This is a genomic window from Agrobacterium sp. 33MFTa1.1 (assembly GCF_004328495.1).
Lineage (GTDB): Bacteria > Pseudomonadota > Alphaproteobacteria > Rhizobiales > Rhizobiaceae > Agrobacterium > Agrobacterium pusense.
In genome coordinates, this window is the sequence record NZ_CP036358.1 from 966,983 (window position 1) to 993,535 (window position 26,553).

Sequence of the window (26,553 nt, forward strand, 5' to 3'; positions counted from 1 at the left end):
CTCCCGCCGCGGGCATGCGTTGACTGCGTTCCTGTGACAAGCATGGAATGAGGAAATGTCAGTGGCCCTAAAAGGGCCCGTTCTTTGCACCGATAAAAGAAAACGCCCGCAACATCGTTGCGGGCGTCTTTTATCCAGAACGTAGCTTCTCTCAGAAGAAGCCGCGGCGCTGCCACCAGCCGCCCTTGCGCGGCTTCGGCTCATCGCCATCGGGATTGGGAGACGACGACGTAACCACCGGCTCCGAAGTCGAAACATTGCTGCCCCGGTTCGCGCGGACCTTTTCTTCGCTCGCCGGTGCATCCGCCTGCGGAGCGACATCGGCCGACGCTTCGCCTGCTTCTTCAACAGCGACATCCACGACGGTTTCCTCAACTATCACCGGCTCCACCGTTTCAACCGCTTCGGCCTTCGGCGCTTCTTCGGTTTCCGTCTTGGCCTTCGCCTTGCGGGTACGGCGTGGCTTCTTCGGTGCTTCCTCTTCCACGACGTCGGCAACGACACCTTCCACCACTTCGGCTGCGGTCGCCTCTTCGGTTACCGGTGCCTCAGTTACAGGCGCTTCGTCGCTTTCGCTTTCGCCTTCGTCCTCAGCGCCGGAAGCGTCGAGAGCTTCGTCCTCTGCACGATTGCGGCGACCGCCACGCTTCCCGCGGCGACGGCGCTTGCGCTTGCTTTCCTCTTCGGAGGTTACAGCTTCCGCAGTGCCGTTTTCGGTCTCAACGCCATTGTCATCGGTGTCGATCCCGTCGTCATCACCCTCGGCATCGTCGCCGTCAGCGTCGTTGCCGGAACCGGCCTCAAGCGAGCCGTTCTGGTCGTTCTGACCGCCCTTGCCACGACGGCGGCGACGGCGCTTGCGCTTGCGCTTGCCTTCTTCGCCATTGTCGCCCTGCTGCTGCTGGCGGGGCTGGGCGCTTTCGGTCTTGACGATTTCTTCCTCGTCTTCGTCCTCTTCCACCTCGGCGACAAAATCGTCTTCTTCTTCCACGAAGTTCGGCAGCATCTGGATGAGGCTTTCGATCTTCACGGGATTTTCGACGGCTTCACCGCGATCGATGGCGAAATGCTGGGCGCCGACGCCGGAGTCGGCGGCAATGATGATCGACACGCCGAAGCGGCCTTCATAATCGACAATCGTGCCGCGCTTGTGGTTGAGCAGATAGAGCGCCGTTTCCGGCGTGCAACGCACGGTGATGTTGTGGGTGGTGTTGCGCAGCAGATATTCCTCGACGCCACGCAGCACATGCAGCGCGATGGAGGATTCCGAACGCACATGACCCGTGCCGCCACAATGCTGGCAGACCTGCGTGGTCGATTCCAGCACCGAAGCCCGAATGCGCTGGCGCGACATTTCCAGAAGACCGAAATGCGAGATGCGGCCGACCTGGATGCGGGCGCGGTCGTTCTTAAGGCAGTCCTTGAGCTTCTTCTCGACGGCGCGGTTGTTGCGCTTTTCTTCCATGTCGATGAAGTCGATGACGACAAGACCGGCAAGGTCGCGCAGACGCAGCTGGCGTGCCACTTCTTCCGCAGCTTCCAGGTTGGTCGTCAGCGCGGTTTCCTCGATGGAATGCTCGCGTGTCGAACGGCCCGAGTTGACGTCGATCGAAACCAGAGCTTCGGTCTGGTTGATGATGAGGTAGCCGCCCGACTTCAGCGTCACCTGCGGCTGCAGCATGCGGTCGAGCTGCGCTTCGATGCCGGAGCGCGAGAAGATCGGGTGAATGTCACGGTAAGGCTGAACAACCTTGGCGTGGCTCGGCATCAGCATCTTCATGAAGTCTTTCGCTTCACGATAGCCTTCTTCGCCGGAAACGATGATCTCGCTGATATCCTTGTTATAGAGATCGCGGATCGAACGCTTGATCAGCGAGCCTTCCTCGTAAACGAGGCAGGGAGCCGTGGAATTCAGCGTCAGCGTGCGGACGTTTTCCCACAGGCGCATCAGATATTCGAAGTCGCGCTTGATTTCGACGCGGGTGCGGTTGGCGCCTGCGGTGCGCAGAATGACGCCCATACCCTGCGGCACTTCCAGATCGCGCGCGATTTCTTTCAGACGCTTGCGGTCGGTCGGCTGGGTGATCTTGCGGGAAATACCGCCGCCACGCGCCGTATTCGGCATCAGCACGGAGTAACGGCCGGCCAGCGACAGATAGGTGGTGAGTGCAGCACCCTTGTTGCCGCGCTCTTCCTTGGCCACCTGCACGAGAAGGATCTGGCGGCGCTTGATGACTTCCTGGATGCGGTATTGTTTGCGCGGCTTGCGGGCAACGCGATCCGGAACTTCTTCCATGGCGTCTTCGGCGCCGACGGATTCGATCACTTCCTTTTCGTGGTGATCGTCATCGTCGTCGTCATCATCGTCATTGCCGCGGCGAAGACCTTCGACTTCCTCGGAAATCGTGTCGGTATCGACCATCGCGGCCATTTCACCGCCGGTGCTGCCATCGTCTTCGGAAGACGCGTCTGCCGCCTCGGCTGCGATTTCTTCGGCTGTCTTCTTCTTGGCGCGGGGGCGGCGAACGCGCTTCTTCGGCTTTTCTTCCTCAGCCGGCGCTTCTTCCGCGACGACTTCGACGGCCGCTTCTTCGGAAACCGCTTCCACGACGGGTGCAGCTTCTTCCGTCACAACGGTCTCAGTGGTTTCGCTTGCGGAAACAATGCCGACATCCGGCTGATCCACCTGCGAAAGGTCGATCATCGGGGCGGCGGGCTCAGGCGCATCGGCCGATTCGAAATCGTCGCTGCGGCGATGATCCTCGGCTTCCGCTTTCAGCAGGGCCTGACGATCAGCGAGCGGGATCTGGTAATAATCCGGATGGATTTCCGCGAAAGCGAGAAAGCCGTGACGGTTTCCACCGTAATCCACGAAGGCCGCCTGGAGGGAGGGCTCAACGCGGGTGACCTTGGCAAGGTAGATATTGCCGCGGATCTGTTTTTTGTGTTCCGATTCAAAATCGAATTCTTCGATCCGGTTCCCACGGACAACGACTACGCGTGTCTCCTCTTCGTGGGAGGCGTCGATAAGCATTTTGTCTGCCATGTAAGCTGTGCTCCTCGGCGCAGCCTTGTTTTATACGAGAACAGGCCCGCCACACGGACGAGCCTTTCATATGAGTGCAAGGATGTGCCGGAAATGAAGTCTCCTGCCGGGCGTCTGTAAACTGGCAGCATCCGGACCGACGGCGAGGCGCTTGGCCTGCTCCTGGTATCCGGTTCATGTGAAAACTGCTGCGACATCATTGGCCAGGCGGAACGACAATAATATATAGACCCCTTGGGGTCCGATGAATTTGCTCTCCTCAGAGCGGCGGTGGCAGCGCCACCGGGTAGGTCTCCGGCCACGGCCGGAATTGATCGAGTTTCAGGATAAATGTAACGACGGCAGATGATTGCCCGATTTGCAGCGCCAGCGTCTTTTTCGATTGGCAGCCGGCGGGCATCTATCCCGTCAACACTTTTAACCCTCATCCATGTTGTATGTTTTCTCTGTCATAATAGCAATAGGCTGGCTAAATATGCCATATTGTTGGTGGAATTTCCGGGTTAACAATTGGTTCACCAAGGCCTGCGATGGTGAGGCGCAAACGCGCAAATTGTCGTCCGGCGTGGTTGAAACGGCACCGTTCCGGGTGTTTTACCGCGCCGGTTATCGAAAATGACTGAAATACGGAATTTCTTGAAGACCATGAATTTCACGCGCAGCGCAACGAAATCAGGTGGGGCAGGGTGGATTGGCGCGCGAATCGCGCGGCTTGCGGCTGTCGTGACATTGTCTGCCGTCGCCTCGGTTTCCGTCGTTCCGGCCGTCCAGGCCACGGAGCCGCTCGTCGCGCATCAGGCCCGCATCATCGGCGATGAGGCGCGCACGCGCATCGTTCTCGATTTTGCCGAGGAGCCGGAGTTCGACGTTCACTATCTCGATTCGCCCGCCCGCATCGTGGTGGACTTCCCGGCGGTGAATTTCAGCTTTCCCGCATCCGATCTCAGGCCGACCGGCCTTTTTTCCGATATTCGCTTCGGCGGAATGGGGGAAAACAGCGCCCGTATCGTGCTGACGGCGAAGAAGCCGGTGCGGGTGGCGGTCGCTGAAACGAAAAAGGCCGATGACGGGCAGTCCTTCCGTTTCGTCCTCGATACGGAAATCACCACCAAGGGCAAGTTCGCCGAACTTGTGAAGGAGCAGCAGTGGCAGGCGCCTGCGCCCGTTACCACCGCCGCGATTTCTCCCGCGGACAAGACTTCCCGCCCGGCGGAATTCGTCATCGCGGTCGACGCCGGTCATGGAGGCATCGATGCCGGCGCCTCAGGTGGCACGACAGGCACCGAGGAAAAGGTCATCACCTTGATGTTCGCGAAGGAGCTCGCGGAGCGCCTGAACCGCGAGCCCGGCATAAAGGCCTTCCTGACGCGTGATTCCGATACATTTCTTGCCTTGTCCGAACGCGTGACGATCGCGCGGCAGAACAACGCCAGTCTTTTCATCTCCCTGCATGCCGATACACTGAAACAGAAGGGCATACGCGGCGCGACCGTCTATACTTTGTCCGATCGCGCGTCGGACCGTATGGCGCAGGAATTGGCGGAGCGTGAAAACAAGTCCGACCAGATCGCCGGTGTCGCCGTTTCCAGCGAGCCGCCGGAAGTCGCCGATATTCTCCTCGATTTCACGCGCCGGGAAACCCAGGCGTTCTCGGTGACACTCGCCGAAAACATCGTTTCTTCCTTCGAGGGGCAGGTTGGCCTCATCAACAATCCACATCGTTACGCCGGTTTCATGGTGTTGCGCGCCCATGACGTGCCATCGGTGCTTCTCGAGCTTGGTTTCCTTTCCAATCCTGACGACGAGAAGCTGCTTCTCGATGCGGAATGGCGCAAGAAGGTGGCCGATACGCTGGCAACAGCCGTCGGGCGGTACCGTTCGAAGGCTCTGGCGAACGGTGGTTGAAGGGAAATGCGCCGCGTCGGCAGAGCTGTTGCCGCGTTGCCATTGATCGCTAAAAATGCTGTTCAATTCGGGACCTTGCGGATGAATAACGGGGCCGAGCCCTATTTTACTCACATTCGCCGCGTTACTCGGAACTCGGATTCGGTGGCGGTCCGCAAAGCGTTGGCGCGGAGTTGCGGGCTGGTGGCCCGGTAACATATCAGCGAATGCTGCCGTATCCGGCTTGTCATCGAAGGTATGGTGTGCAAAACGGCACGCGATATGCAAAGATGCGCCCGTTTCCTCGGGCGTGGATGGTTACGATTCGAATTATCGGTAGCTTGGTATGATCAGACTGATTGGATATTTTTTCGGCTTGGCCAGCGTGCTCTTCCTGTGCGCCGCCGCCGCCGGTGCGATTTATTTGCACGGCGTGACGAAGGACCTGCCGGATTACGCAGTTCTGAGCACCTATGAACCGCCGGTCACGACCCGCGTGCATGCGGGCAATGGTGCGCTTATGGCGGAATATGCCCATGAGAAGCGCCTGTTCCTGCCGATCCAGGCCATTCCCGACCGGGTGAAGGCCGCCTTCCTGTCCGCGGAAGACAAGAATTTTTACAATCACCCCGGCGTCGATGTGTGGGGCCTCGGCCGTGCCATTCTCGTCAATATCCAGAATTTCGGCTCCGGCCGCCGTCCGGTGGGCGCATCCACCATCACCCAGCAGGTCGCGAAGAACTTCCTGCTGACAAACGACCAGACCATCGACCGCAAGCTCAAGGAAGCCATTCTTTCCTTCCGCATAGAGCAGACCTATTCCAAGGACAAGATTCTTGAGCTTTATCTCAATGAGATCTTCTTCGGCCTGAATTCCTACGGCATCGCCGGCGCGGCGCTCACCTATTTCAACAAGTCGGTGACGGAACTGACCATTGCGGAAACCGCCTATCTGGCATCGCTGCCGAAAGGTCCGGCCAATTACCACCCGATCCGCCGCGAAAAGGCGGCTCTCGAGCGTCGCGACTGGGTGATCGACCGCATGGCCGAAAACGGCTATATCACGGCCTCCGATGCTGCAGACGCCAAGAAACAGCCGCTTGGAGTGAACCTGCGCCGCGGTGGCGCGCATATCTTCGCGTCCGACTACTTTGCCGAAGAAGTCCGCCGCCAGATCGTCGAGAAATACGGCGAGGAAGCACTTCTCGAAGGCGGCCTTTCCGTTCGCACTTCCTTCGATCCCCAGATTCAGATGGAGGCCCGCAAGGCGCTTCAGGATGGTCTGGTGCAGTATGATGAGCGTCGCGGTTTCCGTGGACCCATCGAAAAGATCGAGACGGCCGGCGACTGGACGGCTGCGCTTGCCAAGGTCAAGGGCTTGAGAGACGTTCCGGAATGGAAGGTCGCGGTCGTGCTTGCGGTTGCCGCAGATGGTGTCGATATCGGCATCCAGGCCGACCCCGATGCGGAAGATGGCGACAAGCGCACGCGCGGTCACATCTCTGCGGAGAACATGCGCTGGGCCTATCGTGACGCGGCAGGCAAGAAAGCCACCGCCAAGTCTCCGGTTGGCGTCCTGACAGTCGGTGACGTCATCTATGCACAACCGCTTTCCAGCTCCGGAAATGAATATCGCCTGCGGCAGCCGCCCAAGGTCCAGGGTGGTATGGTGGTGATGGACCCGCATACCGGCCGCGTTCTGGCCATGGTCGGCGGTTTCTCCTATGCGCAATCGGAGTTCAACCGCTCGACGCAGGCAATGCGTCAGCCCGGTTCCTCGTTCAAGCCGTTCATCTATGCAGCGGCGCTCGACAATGGCTATACGCCCGCATCGGTTATTCTTGATGCGCCCATTGAGGTGGTGTCGGGCGGCCAGGTCTGGAAACCGCAGAATTACGGCGGCGGTTCTGCAGGTCCCTCGACCCTGCGCCTCGGCATCGAAAAGTCCCGTAACCTCATGACCGTGCGTCTGGCGCAGGACATGGGCATGAATCTGGTGGCGGAATATGCCGAACGCTTCGGCATCTACGACAAGATGCCGCCGCTTCTCTCCATGTCGCTCGGTTCTGGTGAAACCACCGTGATGCGTATGGTTTCGGCCTATTCGGTCATCGCCAATGGTGGCAAGCAGATCAAGCCGACGCTGATTGACCGCATTCAGGACCGTTATGGCAAGACGATATTCCGCCATGAGGAGCGCGCCTGCGAAGGTTGCAACGCTACCAGCTGGCAGAACCAGGATGAGCCTGTGATCGTCGACAACCGCGAACAGGTTCTGGACCCGATGACCGCTTATCAGACCACCTCCATGCTGGAAGGTGTCGTGCAGCGCGGTACGGCCGCAGGCAAGATCAAGGTCGATCTGCCGGTTGCCGGCAAGACGGGTACCACCAATGATGAAAAGGATGCCTGGTTCGTCGGTTACACGCCGGACATGGTTGCCGGCCTGTACATTGGTTTCGACTCGCCCGCACCGCTCGGTCGCGGTGGTACCGGCGGCTCGCTGTCTGCGCCGATTTTCGGTGAATTCATCGCCGATGCGGCCAAGCATCTCCAGCCGAGCAAGTTCATCGTGCCTGCAGGCATGAACTTCGTCGCCGTCAACCGCAAGACCGGCATGGCGGCAGCGGAAGGCGAACCGGACACGATCATGGAAGCCTTTAAGCCCGGCACAGGCCCGGCCGATAGCTTCTCGGTCATCGGTGCTGAAGGCTACATGTCGCAGGAAGATATTCTGAAGACCTCGCCACAGGCGCAGCAGGCCATCACCGGCGGTGGCGGCGGCCTTTATTGACATCAGCCATGACGTTTGGCGGGGGCGCGGGTCTTTACATCCGCGCCCCCCGCATTTATTTGAGCAACGAGTTTCAATGAAGGTGAAGAACCAGCGAAATGCGCAATGAAATCGTGAACGTAGTCGACGAAATCAAGCAGGCCATAAGCCTGCTGAGGAGGCATCTTTGACTGGGACCAGGCGATAAGACGACTGGACTGGTTGAACAACAAGGCAGAGGATCCGACCCTCTGGAACGATGCCGCAGAGGCGCAGAAGTTGATGCGCGAGCGCCAGCAGCTCGATGACAGCATCAATGGCGTCAAGGCGCTGGAGCAGCAGCTCCGTGACAATATCGAGCTGATCGAACTCGGCGAGATGGAGGGCGATGATGAAATCGTCAAGGACGCCGAAGACGCGCTGAAGGCGTTGAAGAGCGAGGCAAACCGCCGTCAGGTGGAAGCCATGCTCTCAGGCGAGGCCGACGGCAATGATACCTATCTCGAAGTGCACTCCGGCGCTGGCGGCACCGAAAGCCAGGACTGGGCGAACATGCTGCTGCGCATGTATACCCGCTGGGCCGACCGTGAAGGTTTCAAGGTCGAGGTTCTGGAAGTCCACGATGGCGAAGAAGCTGGCATCAAGTCCGCGACGATCCTCGTCAAGGGACATAATGCCTTTGGCTGGCTGAAGACGGAATCGGGCGTGCATCGCCTCGTCCGCATTTCGCCGTATGACAGCAACGCGCGTCGCCACACGTCGTTCTCTTCCGTCTGGGTTTACCCCGTCGTCGACGATTCGATCCAGATCGATATCAATGAAAGCGATTGCCGCATCGATACCTATCGTTCGTCCGGTGCGGGCGGTCAGCACGTCAACACCACGGACTCGGCCGTGCGCATCACGCACATTCCGACCGGTATTGCCGTCGCCTGCCAGCAGGAACGCTCCCAGCACAAGAACCGCGCCAAGGCGTGGGACATGCTGCGTGCCCGCCTTTATGAGGTGGAGCTGCAGAAGCGGGAAGAAGCGGCCAATGCGCAGGCGGCATCCAAGACCGATATCGGTTGGGGCCACCAGATTCGCTCCTACGTCCTGCAGCCTTACCAGCTGGTGAAGGATCTGCGTACCGGCGTGGAAAGCACGGCGCCCGGCAACGTGCTGGATGGCGACCTGAACGAATTCATGGAAGCCGCTCTTGCCCACCGCATCAGCGGCGGTGCGGATGTGGACGTGGCGGATATCGACTGAGGCCCTAGGCGCGTCGATCGAAAAAGATCACCCCTCGCGAACCCATTGCGAGGGGTTTTTCATTGGAGGAGATGCATGAAACAGGCGCTCTATATCGTCGACATCCAGCCGAGCTTCAATCCTCCGGCAACGCTGGTTGCCGAGATATCCAGTCTCGCGCAGACCATGCCCAGCCTCGCGACTGTCGAACGCCATGACGAAAGCGTGACGCCATTTGAACGGCAACTTGGCTGGAAGCCGGGCAGGGACGATGAGTCGCTGGTGGTTGCCGATCGCATCTTCATTAAACATGGCTATGCGCCGCCACGGGAGGCCATCGACTATCTTCTGTCGCTGAAGCTCGACCGCGTGCTGGTCTGCGGCATACAGGCAGATACCTGCGTTCTGGCTGCCGGTTTTGCGCTCTTCGATGCGGGACTTCATCCCACGCTTCTGCCGTGGCTGACGGTCGGCTCGAGTCTCGACCGCAGCGGCGAACTGGGCGCGCGCTTGTGGAAGCATCATTTCGGTGCAGTTCTGGATGGCCCTCATGAGTTGAACACCCAGACTATTGCATGACGACTGCCCACCGGCCAATCACGGGCTAGTTCGAAGCCTTCTCAACCTTCATCTCACCCAGCTCGTCGATCAGGATCGTCCAGCTTTCCGCTTCCTTGCTCATCGGATCGGTCTTGAGATAAACCGTCACGAAAAGGCCGGGCGAGGCGGGCGCTCCATTCGAGCTTTCGGGACGAATATCCGTGACATAGGACTTCATCTGACTGAATTCCTCAAGCTCGATATTTTCGAGAAGATTCGGCCCCTCGGCGGTAAAGGCGATGCGCTGCAGATAAATTTTCGCCGTACCATCGCCCTGGCGTATGGCGATGACCTTGTAATAGCCGCGCGTTGGTGAGGCAGGTGGGGGCCGCAGCTGCCCGTCAGGCCCCTTCACCGGCTCAAGATTGCGATCTTCCCACATGCCGCTGCTGGTGACAAAGATCGCCGAGACCGGCAGCGCGTCAATCGCTTCCGTCTGCGCCCGCGCCGGAAGCGCGGCGGCGGCGAAAAGGCAGGCTGCGATGATGGTTCTTGTCAGTTGCATGGCATTGTCGATCGTTGGCTTCAGTTGTTGAACTGTTCGGCGAGGACCCGGTCCGACCACGAACGGTCCGGATCCGAGAGAATTCTGGCCGTCCTGTCCTGCGATTGTGCGATCCGTACATGACGAACGGATTTCACCTCGGTGTGGTCGGCCACCGCGTTCACCGGGCGCTTGTCGCGTTCGAGAACATGAATGTCGACCGTGACCTTATTCGGCAAAAGCGCGCCGCGCCAGCGCCGCGGACGGAATGCGCTGACCGGCGTCAGCGCAAGCAGCGGCGATTCCAACGGCAGAATCGGTCCATGAGCGGAAAAATTATACGCCGTAGACCCTGCTGGCGTCGCCACCATCATGCCGTCGCAGATCAGCTCTTCCAGTCGCACCTTGCCGTCCACCTCGACCCGAAGCTTGGCAGCCTGATGCGACTGGCGGAACAGGCTGACTTCGTTCATGGCGAGCGCCGTAAACTCGTCGCCGTCGGAATCCGTCGTCGTCATCCGCAGGGGGTGGAAATCGTTGCCGCTTGCCACCGCAATGCGTTCGATGAGGCCTTCCACCCGGTAGTCGTTCATCAGGAAGCCGACCGAGCCCCGGTTCATGCCGTAGACACGCTTGCCGGAATTCATCGTCTCGTTGAGAATCTGCAGCATGAATCCGTCACCGCCGAGAGCCACGATGACGTCCGCTTCGTCAAACGGAGTATTGCCATAAGCGCTTTTCAGCTCTTCCAGCGCCGCCTGCGCCTCCGCAGTCGCGGAGGCTACGAAGGATAGTGAATAGGTAGAATGCGACATCCGCTTCCCTCGACAACGGCGAAGACCGGGACCCGGCCTGCGACTGCAATGTAACCTGTTGAAGCGGTTCGCAATCTTCGAAAGTCGTTCAAGACCTCCGGTCGCAAGCCGCAAGACGCATCCTTGGTACATGAAGACGGCCGCCGGCGACAAGGCCTTTCGGGCAGGGAGACGTTCTCCCGGCCATGCCATTGAATCGCGCCGTTCCACAGCTTCTTGATTTCCTGTCGCAACAAGGGTTGCGGTGTAAGGCGGCCTGATGCAGTTTGCGCAAGGCAGACGAGGTGTCGAATGGCAGGAGACGGGTGTGGCGCTGCACTACAATATCTATGATGTGTTTACCGAGACGAAAATGGCGGGAAACCCGCTGGCGGTGATGTATGATGCCGATGACCTCGATCAGGGGACGATGCAGGCCATCGCCCGGGAGATGAATCTCTCCGAGACCGTTTTCATCAATCGCTCCAGCAACCCTGCGCACGCGGCTTCCCTGCGCATATTCACACCCTCGGGTGAATTGCCTTTCGCCGGACACCCGACCGTCGGCGCCGCAGTAGCGATTGCCGAGCGCAATCGAGGGGATGGCGATGACGACATCGATATGGTCTGCGTACTCGAGGAGAAGGTGGGGCCCGTGCGCTGCGCGGTGAAAATGCGCGCCGGCGCCGTCAGCTTTGCGGAATTCGATCTGCCGCGCAGATCTTCAAGGGTGGACCTGCCCCTCGATCATGCCGCCCTGGCGGATGCGCTGGGTGTCAGCGAAGGCCATCTCGGTTTTGAAAATCATGTGCCATCGATCTGGACGGCCGGCGTGCCTTTCCTGCTGGTGCCGATGCATAATATCGCCGCAGTGCGTGATATGGATTTCGACGCCGGTCTGTGGCTGCGCACCGCACCGCTGGTTGAGGGGCTGCTGACGGCGGCCTATATTTACTGTCGCGGCGGTGTCAATCACGCCGCAAAGTTCCATGCCCGTATGTTCTCCCCGGATATGGGCATTGCCGAAGACCCCGCAACCGGCTCGGCCGCCGCCGCGCTTTCCGGCGCCATCCACCATTTCGACGGGCTGACTGACGGACATTATCCGCTTCTGATCGAGCAGGGGGTGGAGATGGAAAGACCGTCTCACATCCACCTGCGCATGGACATCAAGGACGGCGAAATCGGCCGCGCCCGCATCGGCGGCCACGCGGTGCGGGTTGCATCAGGCACGTTCGAAATTTGATGCGGGCCATGCTGGTCAAATACCCAAGGTGAAAGGATGGCGAAGCAACTGGCTCGCGCAAAAGAAAAACCCCGGTCTTCACCGGGGTTTTTCTTTCAGTGTCGTTCAGATCAATTAAACCGACCCGCCGCATGGGCAAGCATCGTATAGACCTTGCCGGTATCTGAGGTGAGGTAGGATTGTGTCACGGTCCGGTCGCGGTCGGTCCGGGCCACATCGGCAAGCAGCTTCTCGAAATCGTTGATATAGCGGTCAACGGCGGTGCGGAACTCCGCTTCACGCTCATATTTGCGCTTGATCTCGTCGAAGGTCGTCTGGCCTTTCAGCGTGTAGAGACGACGGGTAAAGACGTCGCGTTCGCCACGCTGGTAACGGCGCCACAGTTCCACCGACGCATCGTGATCGATGGCGCGGGCGATGTCAACGGAGAGCGAGTTCAGCGATTCCACCATGTGGCGGGGATTACGGGTGTCGGCTGCACGGGTCGGCTGTTGCTCGGTGCTGGCGCGCGGTGCGGGGGCTGCGGGCGTCTCCTGGGAGGCGCCGCGCAACAGATCGCTGATCCAGCCGCCGCCTTCTTCGCGACGTCCCGCCTGGCTTGGTGCGACCGGCTGCGCCGGAGCGGGTGCCTGACGATTCTCGACTTGCCGGTTTTCGACCTGGCGATTTTCGAGCGGCAACGTGCCGCGCAGGGCAGGTGCTGGCTGCTGCTGCGCCGGGCGCTGCTGTTGAACCGGCGCCGGGGCTGCGGGCTGCGGGCGCGGCTCTACACGGCGCTCGACGGCCGGCTGGGTTGCGGCGATGGCGCGGGCAACCGGCTCGGACACTTCCATCTGCTGCGTCGAGCGGCCGACGAGTTGGGAAATATCCTGCAGCGCCTTGATCTGCTCGGATACGGCGCGGCGCATTGCGGCCGCACTTTCCTTGGCTTCTTCCGGCAGGTCGAAGGCACCACGCTTCAGTTCGGCGCGGGTCGCGTCAAGTTCGCGGCGGATATCGTGGCTTGAGCGACGGATTTCATCGGTCGCGCCGGCGAAGCGGCTCACCGCTTCCTCGACAGCCTGGCGCAGCGTTTCCTTGAGGTTGGCTGCGGCAGCATTGGATTTTTCGGAAGCACTGCCGAGAAGGTTGTCGACTTCCGAAAGAGAGGATTCGACACCGCCGCGCAGGCGGTTCACGAGCTCGTCGGAATATTTCTGCGCGTCGGAAAGCGTGCTCTCGATCGAGCGGCTCGCATCCTGACCGGCGGCAAGCAGGGCGCCCCGCATGGTCTGTGCCGCCGAACGGGCGCGCTGTTCGGTTTCATCAAGCGAGCGGCCGATATCGGAGAAGGAAGCCTGCAGATTTTCACGCAGGTTGCCGGCGACGTTTTGCGAACGCTCTTCAGCCTCGTTAAGTGTGGTTTCTACCACACCAATGACATTGCGCATGGCGCTTTCGATTTCCTCGGAACGCTTGACGAGGCCGACAGACAGGCTGCGCAACGCATCCTGGCGTTCTTCCAGCGTGCCGACGAGGCTCGACTGGGCGGCATTCAGCAGCTCGGATGCCTGGCTCAGCACCTTGGAATGTTCTTCGAAGCGGCTGACGATGCCAGCGACCTGCGCCAGCGTCTGGCCGGAAATATTCGACAGACGGTCGATCTTTCCTTCCAGCAGACGGCTGGAACTGGACACCATGTCGGCGGCCTGCGACGCGGACTCCGAGAAACGGGCTGCAGACGCATTCAGCGCTTCATCCGCTGCACCGAAGCCCTGAGCGGCGCGCTCAACGGCCGAATTGAAGTTGGTTGCCGACTGTTCGACGATTTCGGCCATGCTGTTATGGGTCTGCGACAGCATATCCGTGCTCTGACGAGTGGCGGCAACCAGCTTGTTGGCTGCTTCGCTTCCGGCGCGGGCATATTTGTCGATACCCTGTTCGACGGCGTCCGCCATTGCAGTATGGGTTTCCGACAACATGTCGGTGCTCTGGCGGGTGGCTGCGACCAGCTTGCTTGCCGCATCCGTTCCGGCGGCGGCATAATCGCTGATTGCCTGCTCCACCATGCCGACCATGCCGCTATTGCTCTGCGACAGAAGCTCGGCGCTCTGCTGGGCGGCGGAAACGATCTTTTCGGCGGCTTCGCGGCCGATGGTGGCATATTCGTCGACGACAGGCTTTGCCTTTTCCTCGATAAGACGCGACAGCTCCGCGGAGCGGCTGGCCAGCATCGAGTTGAGTTCGCGGGTGCGGTTGTCCAGTGCCGAACGGATCGATTCGCCGCGCGCGTCGAGGGCGGATTCAACACCCGTCAAAGTCTCGGAAATGACACCAACCTGTGAGCGGACAACGGCTTCAGCCTCGGCAACCTTGTTGACGATGATGTTGCCCGCCTCGGAGAAGGTCTGCGCCACGGCGGCAGCCTGGCCGGAGAGGCGCGTCTGTGCATCCGAAATACGGTTGACGATTTCACCCGAGCGTTCCTCGATGGCCTTGGTAAAGGCCTCGTTCTGTGCCTGCACCTGTTCGGCGAACTCCGCGCCGGACTTCGCCAGCAGGGCGGAGGAACGGGCAGCTTCGTCGCCGATGCTTTGCGTGGCAGAGGTAACCGCCCCACGCAGGCTGACAGCAAGATCGGTGGCCTTGCCTTCGATGGTGCGATTGACGTTTTCGAGACCGATCGTCAGTGCGCGGTCCATCGTGCCGAGGCGCTCATCGATGCGGGCCGTGCCGGTATCGAAGGTTTCGGCCAGACGGCTGGTGCGGCTTTCGAAGGTGTCGGCAACGCGGGTCGTCTGCTCGTCCAGGATGCCGGTGATCCGCTCGGCGGCCTCATCGCTGGTGCGCGCAAAGACGGCTGTCTTGTCTTCCAGCGCCTCGGCGAAGCGGCGGCCGGCATCCTCGATCGACGTGTTCACATTGGCGAGATCGCCGCCGACGCGTGCCTGAAGCGTATCGAGAGAGGTCTCGATGCGGGTGCCGGTTTCGTCGAGACGGGTGGTGACGTTGCCGATAGAGGTCTCGATTTTCGAGGATAGGGCGTCCGTCGCGCCGCCGATTTCGCGTGCGGCTTCGCCGATCTTGACGGCGATATCGCCGGCGCTGTTGCGAAGACGCTCTTCCAGCGTTGCCGCACTACCGTCAATCGCCTTCTGCAGCGTTTCCTGCTGGGTTTCGAGCGACAGTTCAAGCATGCTGGCGCTGGAGGCGACAGTGGTGCCGATCATCATCGCCTGCTCGGAGAGCATGTCGCCCATCTGGGTCGTGGCGGCGCTGAGCGTGGCTGCAATTTCTGCCTGACGCTGCTCAAGCGTGCTGCGGATGTCCTCGTGCGATTGCGAAAGATTGCTTTCGAGGCGCGAGACGCCTTCTTCCACGGTCTGCGCAAACCGGGTGCTGCCGTCCTCAACGACGCTTTCAATGCGGTTGGCCGCGCCCGAAACGCTTAGCTCGATCAGACCGCTGTTGCGTTCCAGCGATCCGGCAATACGCTCGGCCTGCGAGCCAAGCATGGTTTCGAGCCGCTCATGGCCGCTGGCAAGCGCATTTTCAAGCGTGAAAGCAGTGGCTTCCAGGCGTTGGCCGACGCCGGCCGCCGCAAGCGAAAGCGATGACGCCCTGGCGTCCATGGCTTCGGCGATCCGTTCTTCGACACCCGAAATGGTCATGTCGAGCGCCATGGTGCGGCTGTCGAGCGCATCGGCGATGCGTTCTTCCGCACCCGATACGATACCGGAAAGAGCCGCCGTGCGGGTGTCCAGCGCGCTGGCAATGCGGTCTTCCACGCCGGAAACGGCGCTGTGCAGGGCGGCGGTGCGGCCGTCGAGAATATCCGCGATCTTTTCCTCCACGCCCGAGAAGCTCATGTCGAGCGCCATCGTGCGGCTGTCGAGGACGTCGGTGATGCGCTCTTCCGCGCCGGAAACGACTGACTTCAGCGAATCCGTGCGGCTGTCGAGCGCGCCGGCGATGCGGGTTTCGGCGCTGGCCACCAACTCGCCGAGAACTGCGGTGCGTGAATCGAGCGTTTCGGTGATTTTTTCCTCGACTCCGGAGAAGGCCATATCCAGCGCCATCGCGCGGCTGTCGAGTGCATCCGTGATGCGTTCTTCCGCACCCGAAACCACGGCGTTGAGGGCTGCGGTGCGGCCGTCCAGCGTTTCTGCAATCCGGGTTTCGGCGCCCGCCACCACATCGCCGAGCGCGGCTGTACGGCTGTCCAGCGCGCCGGCAATTTTCTCTTCGGCGCTCGCCACGATGCCGGTGAGGGCGGAGGTGCGGTTGTCGAGCGTCTCGGAAAGCCGTTCCTCCACATTAGCGAAGGTCATGTCGAGAGACAGCGTGCGGCTGTCCATGGTGTCGGCGATACGTTCCTCGACGCCGGAAATGGTGCTGGAAAGCGCAGCCGTGCGGCCATCAAGCGTTTCGGCGATACGGCTCTCGGCTCCGGAGACGACGTCGTGCAGGGCAGCCGTGCGGCTTTCCAGCGTGTCGGAGATGCGGTCCTCGATGCCGGAGACTGCGCCGGTAATGGCTGCGGCCCGCGTTTCGAGCGTTTCGGCAAGGCGACGTTCCACGTCGGCGACGACGTTGTTGATCGCAGCTGCACGTTCGTCGAGCATGGCAGCGAGGCGTTCTGCCGTGCCGGAGACGGAGCCGGTAATAGCCATGGAACGGCTGGCGAGCGCTTCGTCGAAACGGTTCTGGCTGGCCGAAAGCGCGCCGAACAGGGCGTTGCTGCGTTCCGACAGTACGGCGTCGATCTTCTCGTGCGAATTGGCGAAGACGTCTGTGATTTCGGCGGTGCGCTGGCCGATCGCGTCGCTGAAGGCCTGAGTCCGGGCCTCAAGCGCGCTTTCCAGCATTTCCTGACCCGTGCCGAGCGCGGTGGCGAGCGCCAGCGACTGATCGGTCATGGTGGTGCCGATGCGTTCCAGACCGGCGCTCAACATGGTGTCTAGCGCTTCAGAACCGCCCGCCACGGTTTCGTTGATCCGGGCAAGGCTTTCCATCAGCTTGCTATCGAGGCTGCCGGCGCGCTGGTCGAAGGCGCTGGCGAATTGCGCCACGTGTTCATCGAAGGCCGAGTTGACCTGACCCACCGTCGCCTGCATCCGTTCCTCATAGAGGCCGGAGCGGAGATCGAGATCCATGATGGCGTCGTCGGCCGTGCTCTGCAGGCTCTGGCGGAAGGAGAGGCCTTTTTCCTCGAGCGTCGTGGAGAGCTTGTCGAGCACGGTATCCAGCGAACCGCCGATGATCTGCTGGCCGCGTTCGATATTGCGGTTGAGCTCGAGCGTGCGGCTGGAAAGCGTCTCGTTGAGCTGGCGGGTGCGTTCTTCAAGCGCGCTGTTGAGGCTTTCCACGCCGCTGTCGAGCGTCGAGGCATGGATCGCGAAGCGTTCGAGCAGCACTTCACCGCGTTCGTCCAGCGTCGAGGTGAGATTATGCAGCCGCATGTCGAATTCGTTGGAAATCGTCGTGCCGGAGGAGTTCAGCGCCTGAAGCAGGTTCTCGGTCTTGGCAGCGATCAGGCTGCCCATCGCTTCCGTCGAAGCGCGCGATTTTTCCAGGAGAGCCGCCGAACGTGTGTCGATCATCGACGCGAAGGCCTCGCCGGTCGTGGCGATCCGCATCGAAAGCTCTTCGCCGACGATGGAGAGTTCTTCCTTGATCTGTTCCTGCGCGCCGACGATGGAGGAGCGGATGCGCTCGGCATGGTTGACGATTGCGTCGCGTTCGGCGGTCAGTTCCTGCACGAGGCTGCGCACGCGCAGCTCATTGTCCGCATAGCTGCGCTCAAGCGCATTGACTTCGGAATGGACGAGGGTTTCGAGTTCCGTCGCACGCGCAATGGTGCGCTCGATACCGTCATTCATGGCCGAGACTTCACGGCGAACCGCCTGGCCAACGGACATGATGCGGTCAGAGGCAACGGTTTCGGGTTCGGCAAGCCGAAGCGCGACTTCCGCCATGGAGCGGGCGGCGTTGCGCAGATCGCGGGCACGCGCCATCATGATGGCGAAGGCGAAAAACAACATGACCGGCACCAGAATGCCGACGACGATCGCCATCAGGCCGGGGATCGCGGCAAGGTCGGAAAGCGAACCGATATTCCAGAGCGCATTGCCGTAAAGAAGATGCGCGATGCCAAGGCCGCCGAGCGCCCATATGACCGACATGATCGTGGCGTTGCGAAGCGCGCCGCCGATGGACCCGCCTTCCAGCGATTTGAGGATCATGGCCGGGCTGCGCTTGGACCCGTCATTGGCCGCTTCGAGATTGGGCGATTTCGGCGCCGGTTCGACAGGCGTGCGCGCGACTTCGGGAGCAGGGGTCGGTCTGCTGGCTTCCTTCACTCTGGCCTCCGGCTGCTTCGGCGCTGCAGTCTTCCGCGTCTCCGGCTTTTCTTCGAAAGCGCCAAGCTGCAGGGCATCTTCCAATGCCTGGAAAGCAGTCTCGTCGACAGAGTCGCTGATCTTGTTATTCGCCATGCGGTTACGCCTCGTTACACATACGCCCGGCTTCATGCCGTTGGACCGCCTGCCTATGCAGGCGGACTGCCGCCATCATGCCAGCGGAACATATCCCTCATGAGAGAACAATCCCGCCACTTACCAAATCCCGAATGCTGGTGATCCAGCTTTCGGGCGAAATTACAACACTGTGCCGCAATAACAAAGCTTGTGCTTAGGCCTCGCAGCAACAGCAGTACCGTAGTGACACATTTAGGTGTTCGAAACAATTAATGCGGATTTGCGGTGGTGGCGAAGTGTCGGCTTTTTAACAGTTTTTAAACCTAAGTTTCACGCTGAACGCCTTGTTTCGCATAAGTTTAACATAAATTAACCATAGCAGAAGATTTTCAGCCGCGTCACGCCGTAATTTAAGCCGATAGCACCGGTTAGGATGCCTGAATACGACACAGATGTGACACGAAACAGGAAACGGCAAGACAGGAATTTGAGACATGGCAGCAGTCAGTATCGCTTTCGAAGCGCCCGATAATTGCGGCGGCGCGCCGGTCACTGGAAAAAAGCCTATCGATTTCGATCATCTGGCCCGTCAGACGATGGGCGACAAGGATCTTGAGATCGAGGTGCTGCAACTGTTCAGCCGCAATGCGCGCGCCGCGCTGCACGAAATGGCGGGCGCCGGCGACACGGGCGTGAAGGCGACCGCGCATCGTCTGAAGGGCGCAGCACAGGCTGTCGGCGCCTTTGGTGTTTCTGTGGCTGCCGCCGCCGTGGAGGCTGGTGGCAATGACAGCGCCGCGATTGCAAAGCTTGCGGCCGCCATTGTCGAGGCCGAAAATTTCATCCTGAAACTTTGCCGCTGAGGCGTAATTCATCAAAATTGCGGTTTCGCAAGGCCGGTTGAGGCCCTGGGCGCCCTCCAAGCGGGTTGCCAAGGCGAACCGGCCTTTCTATGTGTTTAGAACAGTTCTTAGATCACATTCTGGATTTCGGCATGACAAAACTGACAATCGTTGCCTTTGACGGCACGCCCCATGAACTCGACGTGAGCAACGGTTCCACCGTGATGGAGAATGCCGTGCGCAACTCCATCCCCGGCATCGACGCGGAATGTGGCGGTGCCTGCGCCTGCGCCACCTGTCATGTCTATGTCGACGACGCCTGGTCGGAGCGCGTTGGCGGGTCGGAGCCGATGGAAGAAGACATGCTGGATTTCGCTTTCGACGTGCGGCCGACTTCGCGTCTTTCCTGTCAGATCAAGATGAGCGACGACCTTGACGGTCTCGTCGTTCACGTTCCTGAGCGCCAGGGCTGAGACGAAACGGCTTTGCGGCAGAAAAAGCCCCGCTCACCAAGGTAGCGGGGAGCGGGGCGAGGCGGGTACGCAGCATGCAGGCGAGGGAGGAAACACCTGCGAGCCCTCAAGTGCGCACCGGGAGAACCGGAGGCGGCTGCGACCATCAAAGCTTTTGAGACAGTATGGTCCGAAACCGTACGTAGAACGTACAATGAGTCTCACCGGACGCACCATCACCAGAAGTCACGGGTGAGATCGGACATCACGTTACGTCATGTCGGCCAATCATTCAGCTTTGTCGGAAGAAAGGCGCAGGCCTCTCAGCGGCGGCTCTGTCCCTGTTCGAGCCGGTTTTTCAGGAGCCGTGTCATGCGGGCATCGAAATTTCGCGATTCCACCACGTCGAACCGCATCTGGTCCCTGTCGTGCTCGTCCATCACCGTCTGGGTGATCTTGCCAACCATTTCCTGCAGCGTTTCACAGTTTTTCTGGGGGCGAAGCGCGGTCAACTGCCGTTCGAGCGAACGGGCGTGAGTGCGGGCGATTTCGGCGTGCCGTTCCTCGTGGCGCTTGATATCGGCAAGCAGCGTATCCCAGATGAAGGCCAGTTCCGCCGTGGTGCGGCGGCGGTTTTTCCATTGCGGCAGGAGAATCCGGGTATTCAGCACCACTTTGGCGGTTCCGACGCTGCAAAGGCCGTTTTTCTCAACATAGGTGAGTTCGCCACCGAATTTGATTTCGGTCGCGCCCGGATGGCGCGCGCCGGTATTGCGGGTCAGCGGGCCGTGCCTGGAAAGCTGCTGGTCGAGGTCGGCGGCGGTTTTGCCGCTGATCGAAAAATAGGAATAGGTCTTGCGGACGATGGTTTCGGAAAAAGCCGGTCCGGGGATGGAAAGTGCGACTGCGACCGCCAAAGCGGCGCAAAGAGCACGTGATGATTTGGTCATGACCCGGCCTTCCGGTTGAACTTGAAAAACGTTTGCTGCATAGGCGGAGCGGAACTTATAAGAATTGGCATAACACTCCGTTATTCCGAAAGGCACGTGTTACGTGATAACAGCCGGCAGCAACGCGTGGCAAGCGGCCCATGGCCGCTCCCTGAAACTTGATGGGCGTGGCCGTATTATGGCCATCGTCAACGCAACGCCCGATTCCTTTTCGGATGGCGGTCGTTATCTCGCCGTCGATGCGGCTTTTTCCCATGCGCTGACCTGCGCGGAAGAAGGAGCCGACATCATCGATATCGGCGGCGAGTCCACCAGGCCCGGGGCTGCCGCGGTAACGGAAGCCGAGGAGCAGGATAGGGTGCTGCCCGTCATCGAGAAATTGCGCCGCGAGACGGATGTATTGATTTCCGTCGATACCTATCGCGCTTCGACGGCTCGGCTCGCCATCGCGGCAGGGGCGCATATCGTCAATGACGTTTTCGGTTTGCAGAAAGACGCCGAAATGGCGGGCGTGGTCGCCGCCACCCGCGCGGGCGTCTGCATCATGCATACCGGCCGCGACCGGCAGAAGCTCGCCGATGTCATCGCCGACCAGTTCGAATTCCTCAATCATTCGCTCGAGATCGCCGAGGACGCGGGTGTTGCCCGCGATGCCGTCGTGCTGGATCCCGGTTTTGGTTTTGCCAAGGATGAGCGGGAAAATGTTGAGCTGATGGCCCGTTTCAGCGAGCTTGCCGCCTTTGGCCTGCCGGTTCTTGCCGGCACGTCGCGCAAGCGTTTTATCGGGTCGCTGACGGGCCGGGATGCGGCCGATGAACGCGATATCGGAACGGCTGCGACGACGGCGATCCTGAGGCTTGCCGGCGCTTCGATTTTTCGTGTGCACAATGTCGCCGCGACGCGTGATGCATTGGCAATCGCCGATGCGGTTCTTGCCAAAGCGTCGGCAAAGGCCGATGCCTAGATCAATGAGTGCCGGAATGTCATGTCCCGAGGAGGGTGCGGCTTTCCGGCGAAACAGTCCTGCCATGGAGGCGATGCGATGAGCCGCTATACCATCATCCTGAAAAACTGTTCCTTCTTTGCCCGTCATGGTCTTCTTGAACAGGAAGAGGTGTTGGGGCAGCGCTTTTTCGTCGATGCCGAGATGGAGGTCGAGGCGGGCGACGCGCTGGAAACCGACGATATTGAGAACACCGTCGATTATGGCGTGGCTTTCGCGGTCATCGAAAAGATCGTCGTCGGCCAGCGCCGGTATCTCATAGAGGCGCTTGCGAACGACATCGCCAAGGCGCTGCGTGCCCGTTATCCGCAAATCGTCTGGCTGCGCATCACGGTGCGCAAGCCCTCGGCGCCGGTTCCAGGTATTCTGGATTATGCACAGGTGAGCGTTGAACACCGAGCCTGAAACGATGACCGTCGCTGCCCTGGGTCTCGGCGGCAATATCGGCGATGCGGCCGCCGCCATGGCCAGGGCACTGCGCGAACTCGATGCGCATGGCGATTGCCGCCTGATGGCCGTCTCCAACCTTTACCGCACACCTCCATGGGGCAAGACCGATCAGGCCGATTTTTTCAATTGCTGCGCTTTGGTCGAGACCGCGCTTCCGGCGCCCGCGCTGCTGGAACTGTGCCTCGATATCGAAAAAGGCATGAAACGGGTACGGACGGAACGCTGGGGCCCGCGCACCATCGATATCGATGTGCTGACCTTCGGGAACCAGTCTATCGTTACGGAAAGCATTGAAGTGCCGCATCCACGCATGACGGAGCGCGCTTTCGTGCTGATGCCGCTTGCTGATATAGCGCCTGATCTCCAGGTCAGGGGAAAGTCCGTCCGGGAATGGCTTCAGCAGGCGGACAAGAGCGGCATTGTCAGCGCAAACGAAAAGCGGGAGTGGTGGACACTCCCGCCTGGCAATGGCTGAAAAACTGTAGTCTTTACGGCTTGATCGAGCCGACAGCCAGCTGGTCGATATCGCGCGCCAGCGTGACGCCGATGACCGGTATCATCTGATCGGCGACCTTCACCGAGATGGTGATGTTCATCGAATTGTCGTTGGAGACGCGGGCAACCATTGCACCGTTGAGTTTGGCGCGGTTGATGCCGACGACGACCTTGTCGCCGCTGACCTGTCCGGAGGTGATGTCCAGACCCTTGCCGGCCGCGCCATCAAGGAACCTGCCTTCGTAGCTGTTGCCCTTCTGGCTGATGACGGCGGACATGGGCTGGCTGAAGACGCCGACGCGGCAGGTGCCGCCGAGCTTTATGCCGGTCTGCTTGTCGTCAAGCGGTTCGCCCGTCAGGTCGCAGGTGAATTTCGTGCCCTTGTATTTGCCGGCGACGATTTCGCCCGGACCCTTCCAGACGCCGGCAACGGAGCGGAAAAACACGTCGTCGCGATCGCGTGATGCGGCATGCACGTCAGACATGCCGAAACCGCCGCTGACGGACAATATGGCGGCAAGTCCGCCCACAAGCGAAAAGAAGCGCGAATACATGATACTTTCCCCGGCGAAGAAGCCTGTTCGATAGGCTGCAATCTACCGGCGGAATGGTTAATGCTTGGTTTATTTCACTCTCATTTGCGGCGTCATCCGTAACCTTTTGAACCGCTCAAAGTCGAGCAATCAGGCTTTCTCGCCGCTTTTTCCACTGCTTAAATCGGGCGTGAGGTCGGACATGAAATCGCCGATTCCCGGCCGTTTCACAGCCCTGAACGGCAGCGGGCGGCAAAGATCCATTGCGGCAATGCCGATTCGCGCCGTCATCAGGCCGTTGATGACGCCTTCGCCGAGACGTGCGGAGAGTTTCGAAGCAAGGCCGTGTCCGAGAACCTGTTGAGCGAGCCCGTCACCGACGGCGATCGAGCCCGTGACGGCGAGATGGGCGACAACATCGCGCAGGAGTTTCAGCATGCCGAGCGTGCCGGGACGGCCGCCGTAAAGCTCTGCCATGGCGCGCACCAGCCGCGTCACTTCGAACAGCACATAAGCGAGATCGACGACGGCGCGTGGACTGACGGCAGTGACAACCGAGACTCGTTTCGAGGAATTGAGAATCAGCGCCCGCGCCTGTCGGTCGAGCGGCACCAGCAGTTCACGTTCGGCAAGCTCGATCAGATGCGGGCCGTCGATGACATCGCTTTCCGTTTCCTTCAGCGCCGCGCGCCCCTTGGCCGTTTCCGCCCGATGGGAAAGGACGGCATTCAGGCGGGTGACGATGGCGCGGGCGGGTTTCGGGCTCTTGTCAAGGCTTGCCGTCTCGGCATCCGCCTTGAGAGATTGTACGGCATTGAGCCGCATGATGCCGAAGACTTCGCGGCCGACGAGGGCGAGAACCGCAAAAAGCGCCACGATGAGGGCGATCGTTGCCGTGTAGCCCAGCCAGTCGGAGCGGGAAAACAGATTGCGGATGAGCTGATCCGCCCAGAGCCCGAAGGCAAGCGAGAACAGGACACCCAAAGCACCCAGCGCCAGCTTGCCGAAGGAGAAGCGGCTTTTCTTCGGTATCGCCACGGGCAGAGCGGCAGCGTCTATGTCCTCAGGTGCCAGAAACGGATCGTCTTCATCTGGCGTCAAAGATATCTCCGCATCGAAACTGCGCGGCGCTCGCTTCTGCGTGGCGGACGGTCGTGCCGTCTCTTCCGTCTCGAGCGTGAAAGCGGCGGGGCGGCGCGTCTGCGGATCGTTTTGTGTGGGAGCTTTCATGCGAGCTTGTCTCCGAACAGGAACTGCATGGCGCGGTCGAGCCTGATATGTGGAACGGAAAGCCGAATGCCGCCGCTGCCCGGCTCGTCAATGTTGGGCGGTCGAAAACGCACGACATTGACATCAGGTAGTGTCGCCTTGTCGCCATCCCGGTCTATGCTGCGGAACAATGGCTCCGGATCGTCAGGCAGGTCGCCCGGAAAGATCGCTGTCTTGCGATTGCCGTCAAATGTCTCGCCATTGATGGTTTCGCCGGTCATCGGCGTGCCCACGATGACGGGCAGTTCGTGGCCATCCTGTCGAACGCTTGCCTCTCTCGTGGCGCGAACCGAAGCCAGCGCCATGACTTCGATACCGGCGCCATTCATTCCGATGGTGGTGATGGCGCGGTCGACCAGACGCCGGGTCAGGCGCTCCAGCCGGTCATGGCTTTCGTGATGCAGATGATCGGCCTTCGTAGCCGCAATCAGCACCTTGTCGATGCGACGGCCGATCAGCGACGACAGCAGGCTGTTGGTGCCGGGGCGGAAACAGGCGAGAACATCGCCCAGCGCCCGCTCCAGATCCTGAACGGCTTCCGGACCGCGATTGACGGCCTGCAGCGTGTCGATCAGGACGATCTGCCGGTCGAGGCGGGCGAAATGCTCGCGGAAGAAAGGTTTGACGACGATCGACTTGTAGGCGTCGTAGCGCCGCTCCATCATGGCGCGCAGGGAGCCTTTCGGCGCTTTTTCGTCCGTCAGGCCGGGAAGCGGCGCAAAGGTCAGCGCGGGCGACCCTTCCAGATCGCCGGGCATCAGGAAGCGGCCGGGCGGCAGGGTGGACAGCGATCTCTCGTCGGACTTGCAGGCCTTGAGATAGGCCGCGAAGCTTTCAGCCAAGCGTCGGGCCGTCATTTCGTCGGCGGGCGCGTTGATATCGAGCGAAGAGGCGATGGCCAGCCATTCCTGTGCCAGCTCGGCGCGGACCCCGCTTCCGGCCAGCGAGACTGTGGTATCGCTGAATTGCCTGTAATCCTGCGACAGAAGCGGCAGGTCGAGCAGCCATTCGCCGGGGTAATCGACGATATCGATAGAGAGCTTGCCGGCCGAGAACCAGCGGCCCCAGCCGCTGGCGCTCTGGTAATCCAGCGTGATCCTGAGTTCTGAGATCGCCCGCGTCGAATCCGGCCAAAGCCGGTCGCGCACCAGTGCCTGGATGTGATCTTCATATTGGAAACGGGGAATGGCGTCGTCCGGCTGCGGCTCCAGCCGCACGTTAGAAACGCGTCCGGAGCGCATGGCCTCAAACAGCGGCAGCCGCCCGCCGTTGAGAAGATTATGGACCAGCGAAGAGATGAAAACCGTCTTGCCCGCCCGCGAAAGGCCGGTGACACCAAGCCGCAATGTGGGGTGAGTGAGGTTACTCGCGCGGTCGGCCAGATTATCGAACGCAATGAGCGCACTGTCTGTCAGGGACGTAAGAGAAGGCGGCAATGGCAATTTCCCGGCTGCGTTAAACGGTCACGGCTGCAATATAGGAAGATACGGTTGCCCAAAAAAGAAGCGCGCCAGCGGATTTTCAGCGCGCCTTCTTTCCGCAATTCATCGCGCGCCGAAGCGATTATTTGCCCGGTGCGAGGAAATCGATCAGCCGCCAGCGGTCTCTGCCGTTGCTGGCACCGCCGTCGTGATCCAGAACCGCGAGGCCCGATGTCGGAAAACCCGAGGGCAGGGCTGCATGCAGCAGGTCCTCGCCTATCATCGCTTCCAGCGTTGCCTCCATGGTGGGGTTATGGCCCACCAGCATCACTGACTGCGCCTCCGTCTGAGCGGCGACAAGGGAGAGATAGGTTTCGCTGCGCGCATTATACATCTCATCGACATAGAAGATGTCTATGCCTTCATTGAAGGCCCTTTGCCAGGCCTCCGTTGTCTGCCGGCAGCGAACGGCCGTGGAAGACAGGAGGACTTCGGGCCGGTAGCGGCGGTCGGCGGCGAGGTCGGCAATGACCTCCGCCTCGGCAAAGCCGGCCTCGTTCAATCCCCGGTCGAAATCCCGTTCTCCCGGCGCCGCCCAGGCGGCTTTGGCGTGGCGCAGAAGA

The 26,553-nt window shown here is 60.7% G+C and carries 19 protein-coding genes; 10 read left to right on the forward strand and 9 right to left on the reverse strand.

The genetic code is table 11. The annotated features are described in order from the left end of the window. Positions 1-151 precede the first annotated feature (151 nt). Positions 152-3,046 (reverse strand): Rne/Rng family ribonuclease, encoded by a 2,895-nt coding sequence (locus tag EYD00_RS04930; RefSeq protein ID WP_004441454.1) that lies wholly within the window; start codon positions 3,044-3,046, stop codon positions 152-154. A gap of 645 nt (positions 3,047-3,691) precedes the next feature. Here EYD00_RS04930 and EYD00_RS04940 point away from each other — a divergent pair. From EYD00_RS04940 to EYD00_RS04955, 4 genes are all read left to right on the forward strand, one after another. Further along, positions 3,692-4,951, forward strand: a complete 1,260-nt coding sequence (locus tag EYD00_RS04940) for an N-acetylmuramoyl-L-alanine amidase (protein WP_034495741.1) — start codon at positions 3,692-3,694, stop codon at positions 4,949-4,951. A 325-nt stretch (positions 4,952-5,276) separates the two neighbouring features. Continuing rightward, positions 5,277-7,724: a penicillin-binding protein 1A gene (locus tag EYD00_RS04945; protein WP_004441461.1), complete on the forward strand. Its 2,448-nt coding sequence runs from the start codon at positions 5,277-5,279 to the stop codon at positions 7,722-7,724. Positions 7,725-7,822: 98 nt separating this feature from the next. Continuing rightward, a protein-coding gene (gene prfB, locus EYD00_RS04950) for a peptide chain release factor 2 (protein ID WP_004441463.1) occupies positions 7,823-8,954 on the forward strand; the annotation gives its coding sequence in 2 pieces (ribosomal slippage) (positions 7,823-7,891 and positions 7,893-8,954; 1,131 coding nt in all). A gap of 75 nt (positions 8,955-9,029) precedes the next feature. After that, entirely contained in the window at positions 9,030-9,512 is a 483-nt protein-coding gene (locus EYD00_RS04955; protein ID WP_004441466.1) for a cysteine hydrolase family protein, read from the forward strand. Between the two features lie 25 nt (positions 9,513-9,537). On the opposite strand, the gene EYD00_RS04960 is transcribed toward EYD00_RS04955, so the two are convergent. Further along, complete coding sequence (locus EYD00_RS04960) at positions 9,538-10,038, reverse strand: hypothetical protein (RefSeq protein ID WP_004441468.1); 501 nt, start codon at positions 10,036-10,038, stop codon at positions 9,538-9,540. 20 nt (positions 10,039-10,058) lie between these two features. Next, positions 10,059-10,832, reverse strand: a complete 774-nt coding sequence (locus EYD00_RS04965; RefSeq protein WP_004441471.1) for an NAD kinase — start codon at positions 10,830-10,832, stop codon at positions 10,059-10,061. Between the two features lie 307 nt (positions 10,833-11,139). On the opposite strand from EYD00_RS04965, the gene EYD00_RS04970 reads away from it, so the two are divergent. Continuing rightward, positions 11,140-12,057 carry a PhzF family phenazine biosynthesis protein gene (locus EYD00_RS04970; RefSeq protein WP_006698029.1) on the forward strand — a complete coding sequence of 306 codons (918 nt, stop codon included), beginning with the start codon at positions 11,140-11,142 and terminating at the stop codon, positions 12,055-12,057. A gap of 110 nt (positions 12,058-12,167) precedes the next feature. On the opposite strand, the gene EYD00_RS04975 is transcribed toward EYD00_RS04970, so the two are convergent. Then, positions 12,168-18,533 carry an apolipoprotein A-IV repeat region-like domain-containing protein gene (locus EYD00_RS04975; RefSeq protein ID WP_034495736.1) on the reverse strand — a complete coding sequence of 2,122 codons (6,366 nt, stop codon included), beginning with the start codon at positions 18,531-18,533 and terminating at the stop codon, positions 12,168-12,170. 476 nt (positions 18,534-19,009) lie between these two features. On the opposite strand from EYD00_RS04975, the gene EYD00_RS04980 reads away from it, so the two are divergent. Both EYD00_RS04980 and EYD00_RS04985 read left to right on the forward strand, forming a co-directional pair. Further along, complete coding sequence (locus EYD00_RS04980) at positions 19,010-19,378, forward strand: Hpt domain-containing protein (RefSeq protein WP_004441477.1); 369 nt, start codon at positions 19,010-19,012, stop codon at positions 19,376-19,378. Positions 19,379-19,509: 131 nt separating this feature from the next. Continuing rightward, the gene (locus EYD00_RS04985; protein WP_004441480.1) at positions 19,510-19,830 is read left to right on the forward strand and encodes a 2Fe-2S iron-sulfur cluster-binding protein; all 321 of its coding nucleotides are present in this window, start codon (positions 19,510-19,512) and stop codon (positions 19,828-19,830) included. 302 nt (positions 19,831-20,132) lie between these two features. Here the strand turns inward: EYD00_RS04985 and EYD00_RS04990 are convergent, their stop codons facing one another. Further along, a complete protein-coding gene (locus EYD00_RS04990) occupies positions 20,133-20,759 on the reverse strand; it encodes a DUF922 domain-containing Zn-dependent protease (protein ID WP_004441483.1) in 627 nt (208 codons plus the stop codon). A 178-nt stretch (positions 20,760-20,937) separates the two neighbouring features. On the opposite strand from EYD00_RS04990, the gene folP reads away from it, so the two are divergent. From folP to folK, 3 genes are all read left to right on the forward strand, one after another. Further along, complete coding sequence (folP, locus tag EYD00_RS04995; RefSeq protein ID WP_081859338.1) at positions 20,938-21,723, forward strand: dihydropteroate synthase; 786 nt, start codon at positions 20,938-20,940, stop codon at positions 21,721-21,723. Between the two features lie 78 nt (positions 21,724-21,801). Next, the gene (gene folB, locus EYD00_RS05000) at positions 21,802-22,167 is read left to right on the forward strand and encodes a dihydroneopterin aldolase (protein WP_003502532.1); all 366 of its coding nucleotides are present in this window, start codon (positions 21,802-21,804) and stop codon (positions 22,165-22,167) included. A 4-nt stretch (positions 22,168-22,171) separates the two neighbouring features. After that, positions 22,172-22,687, forward strand: coding sequence for a 2-amino-4-hydroxy-6-hydroxymethyldihydropteridine diphosphokinase (gene folK / locus EYD00_RS05005; RefSeq protein WP_004441490.1), 516 nt, complete (start codon positions 22,172-22,174; stop codon positions 22,685-22,687). A gap of 13 nt (positions 22,688-22,700) precedes the next feature. Here the strand turns inward: folK and EYD00_RS05010 are convergent, their stop codons facing one another. The 4 genes from EYD00_RS05010 to EYD00_RS05025 all read right to left on the reverse strand — a co-directional run bounded on the left by EYD00_RS05010 (position 22,701) and on the right by EYD00_RS05025 (position 26,549). Beyond that, complete coding sequence (locus EYD00_RS05010) at positions 22,701-23,261, reverse strand: hypothetical protein (RefSeq protein ID WP_004441493.1); 561 nt, start codon at positions 23,259-23,261, stop codon at positions 22,701-22,703. Between the two features lie 129 nt (positions 23,262-23,390). Continuing rightward, entirely contained in the window at positions 23,391-24,470 is a 1,080-nt protein-coding gene (locus EYD00_RS05015; RefSeq protein ID WP_004441496.1) for a YcjF family protein, read from the reverse strand. Then, positions 24,467-25,945 carry a YcjX family GTP-binding protein gene (locus EYD00_RS05020; protein ID WP_004441498.1) on the reverse strand — a complete coding sequence of 493 codons (1,479 nt, stop codon included), beginning with the start codon at positions 25,943-25,945 and terminating at the stop codon, positions 24,467-24,469. Before EYD00_RS05020 ends, EYD00_RS05015 begins: the two co-directional genes overlap by 4 nt. Positions 25,946-26,072: 127 nt before the next feature. After that, the gene (locus EYD00_RS05025) at positions 26,073-26,549 is read right to left on the reverse strand and encodes a SixA phosphatase family protein (RefSeq protein ID WP_044458792.1); all 477 of its coding nucleotides are present in this window, start codon (positions 26,547-26,549) and stop codon (positions 26,073-26,075) included. Between the last annotated feature and the right edge of the window lie 4 nt (positions 26,550-26,553).

Excerpts from the sequence above, each read along its gene's own strand:
- EYD00_RS04930 (WP_004441454.1), bottom strand. The coding sequence starts at position 3,046 with ATGGCAGACAAAATGCTTATCGACGCCTCCCACGAAGAGGAGACACGC.
- EYD00_RS04940 (WP_034495741.1), top strand. The coding sequence starts at position 3,692 with ATGAATTTCACGCGCAGCGCAACGAAATCAGGTGGGGCAGGGTGGATT.
- EYD00_RS04945 (WP_004441461.1), top strand. The coding sequence starts at position 5,277 with ATGATCAGACTGATTGGATATTTTTTCGGCTTGGCCAGCGTGCTCTTC.
- EYD00_RS04955 (WP_004441466.1), top strand. The coding sequence starts at position 9,030 with ATGAAACAGGCGCTCTATATCGTCGACATCCAGCCGAGCTTCAATCCT.
- EYD00_RS04960 (WP_004441468.1), bottom strand. The coding sequence starts at position 10,038 with ATGCAACTGACAAGAACCATCATCGCAGCCTGCCTTTTCGCCGCCGCC.
- EYD00_RS04965 (WP_004441471.1), bottom strand. The coding sequence starts at position 10,832 with ATGTCGCATTCTACCTATTCACTATCCTTCGTAGCCTCCGCGACTGCG.
- EYD00_RS04975 (WP_034495736.1), bottom strand. The coding sequence starts at position 18,533 with ATGGCGAATAACAAGATCAGCGACTCTGTCGACGAGACTGCTTTCCAG.
- EYD00_RS04980 (WP_004441477.1), top strand. The coding sequence starts at position 19,010 with ATGGCAGCAGTCAGTATCGCTTTCGAAGCGCCCGATAATTGCGGCGGC.
- EYD00_RS04985 (WP_004441480.1), top strand. The coding sequence starts at position 19,510 with ATGACAAAACTGACAATCGTTGCCTTTGACGGCACGCCCCATGAACTC.
- EYD00_RS04990 (WP_004441483.1), bottom strand. The coding sequence starts at position 20,759 with ATGACCAAATCATCACGTGCTCTTTGCGCCGCTTTGGCGGTCGCAGTC.
- folP (WP_081859338.1), top strand. The coding sequence starts at position 20,938 with ATGGCCATCGTCAACGCAACGCCCGATTCCTTTTCGGATGGCGGTCGT.
- folB (WP_003502532.1), top strand. The coding sequence starts at position 21,802 with ATGAGCCGCTATACCATCATCCTGAAAAACTGTTCCTTCTTTGCCCGT.
- folK (WP_004441490.1), top strand. The coding sequence starts at position 22,172 with ATGACCGTCGCTGCCCTGGGTCTCGGCGGCAATATCGGCGATGCGGCC.
- EYD00_RS05010 (WP_004441493.1), bottom strand. The coding sequence starts at position 23,261 with ATGTATTCGCGCTTCTTTTCGCTTGTGGGCGGACTTGCCGCCATATTG.
- EYD00_RS05015 (WP_004441496.1), bottom strand. The coding sequence starts at position 24,470 with ATGAAAGCTCCCACACAAAACGATCCGCAGACGCGCCGCCCCGCCGCT.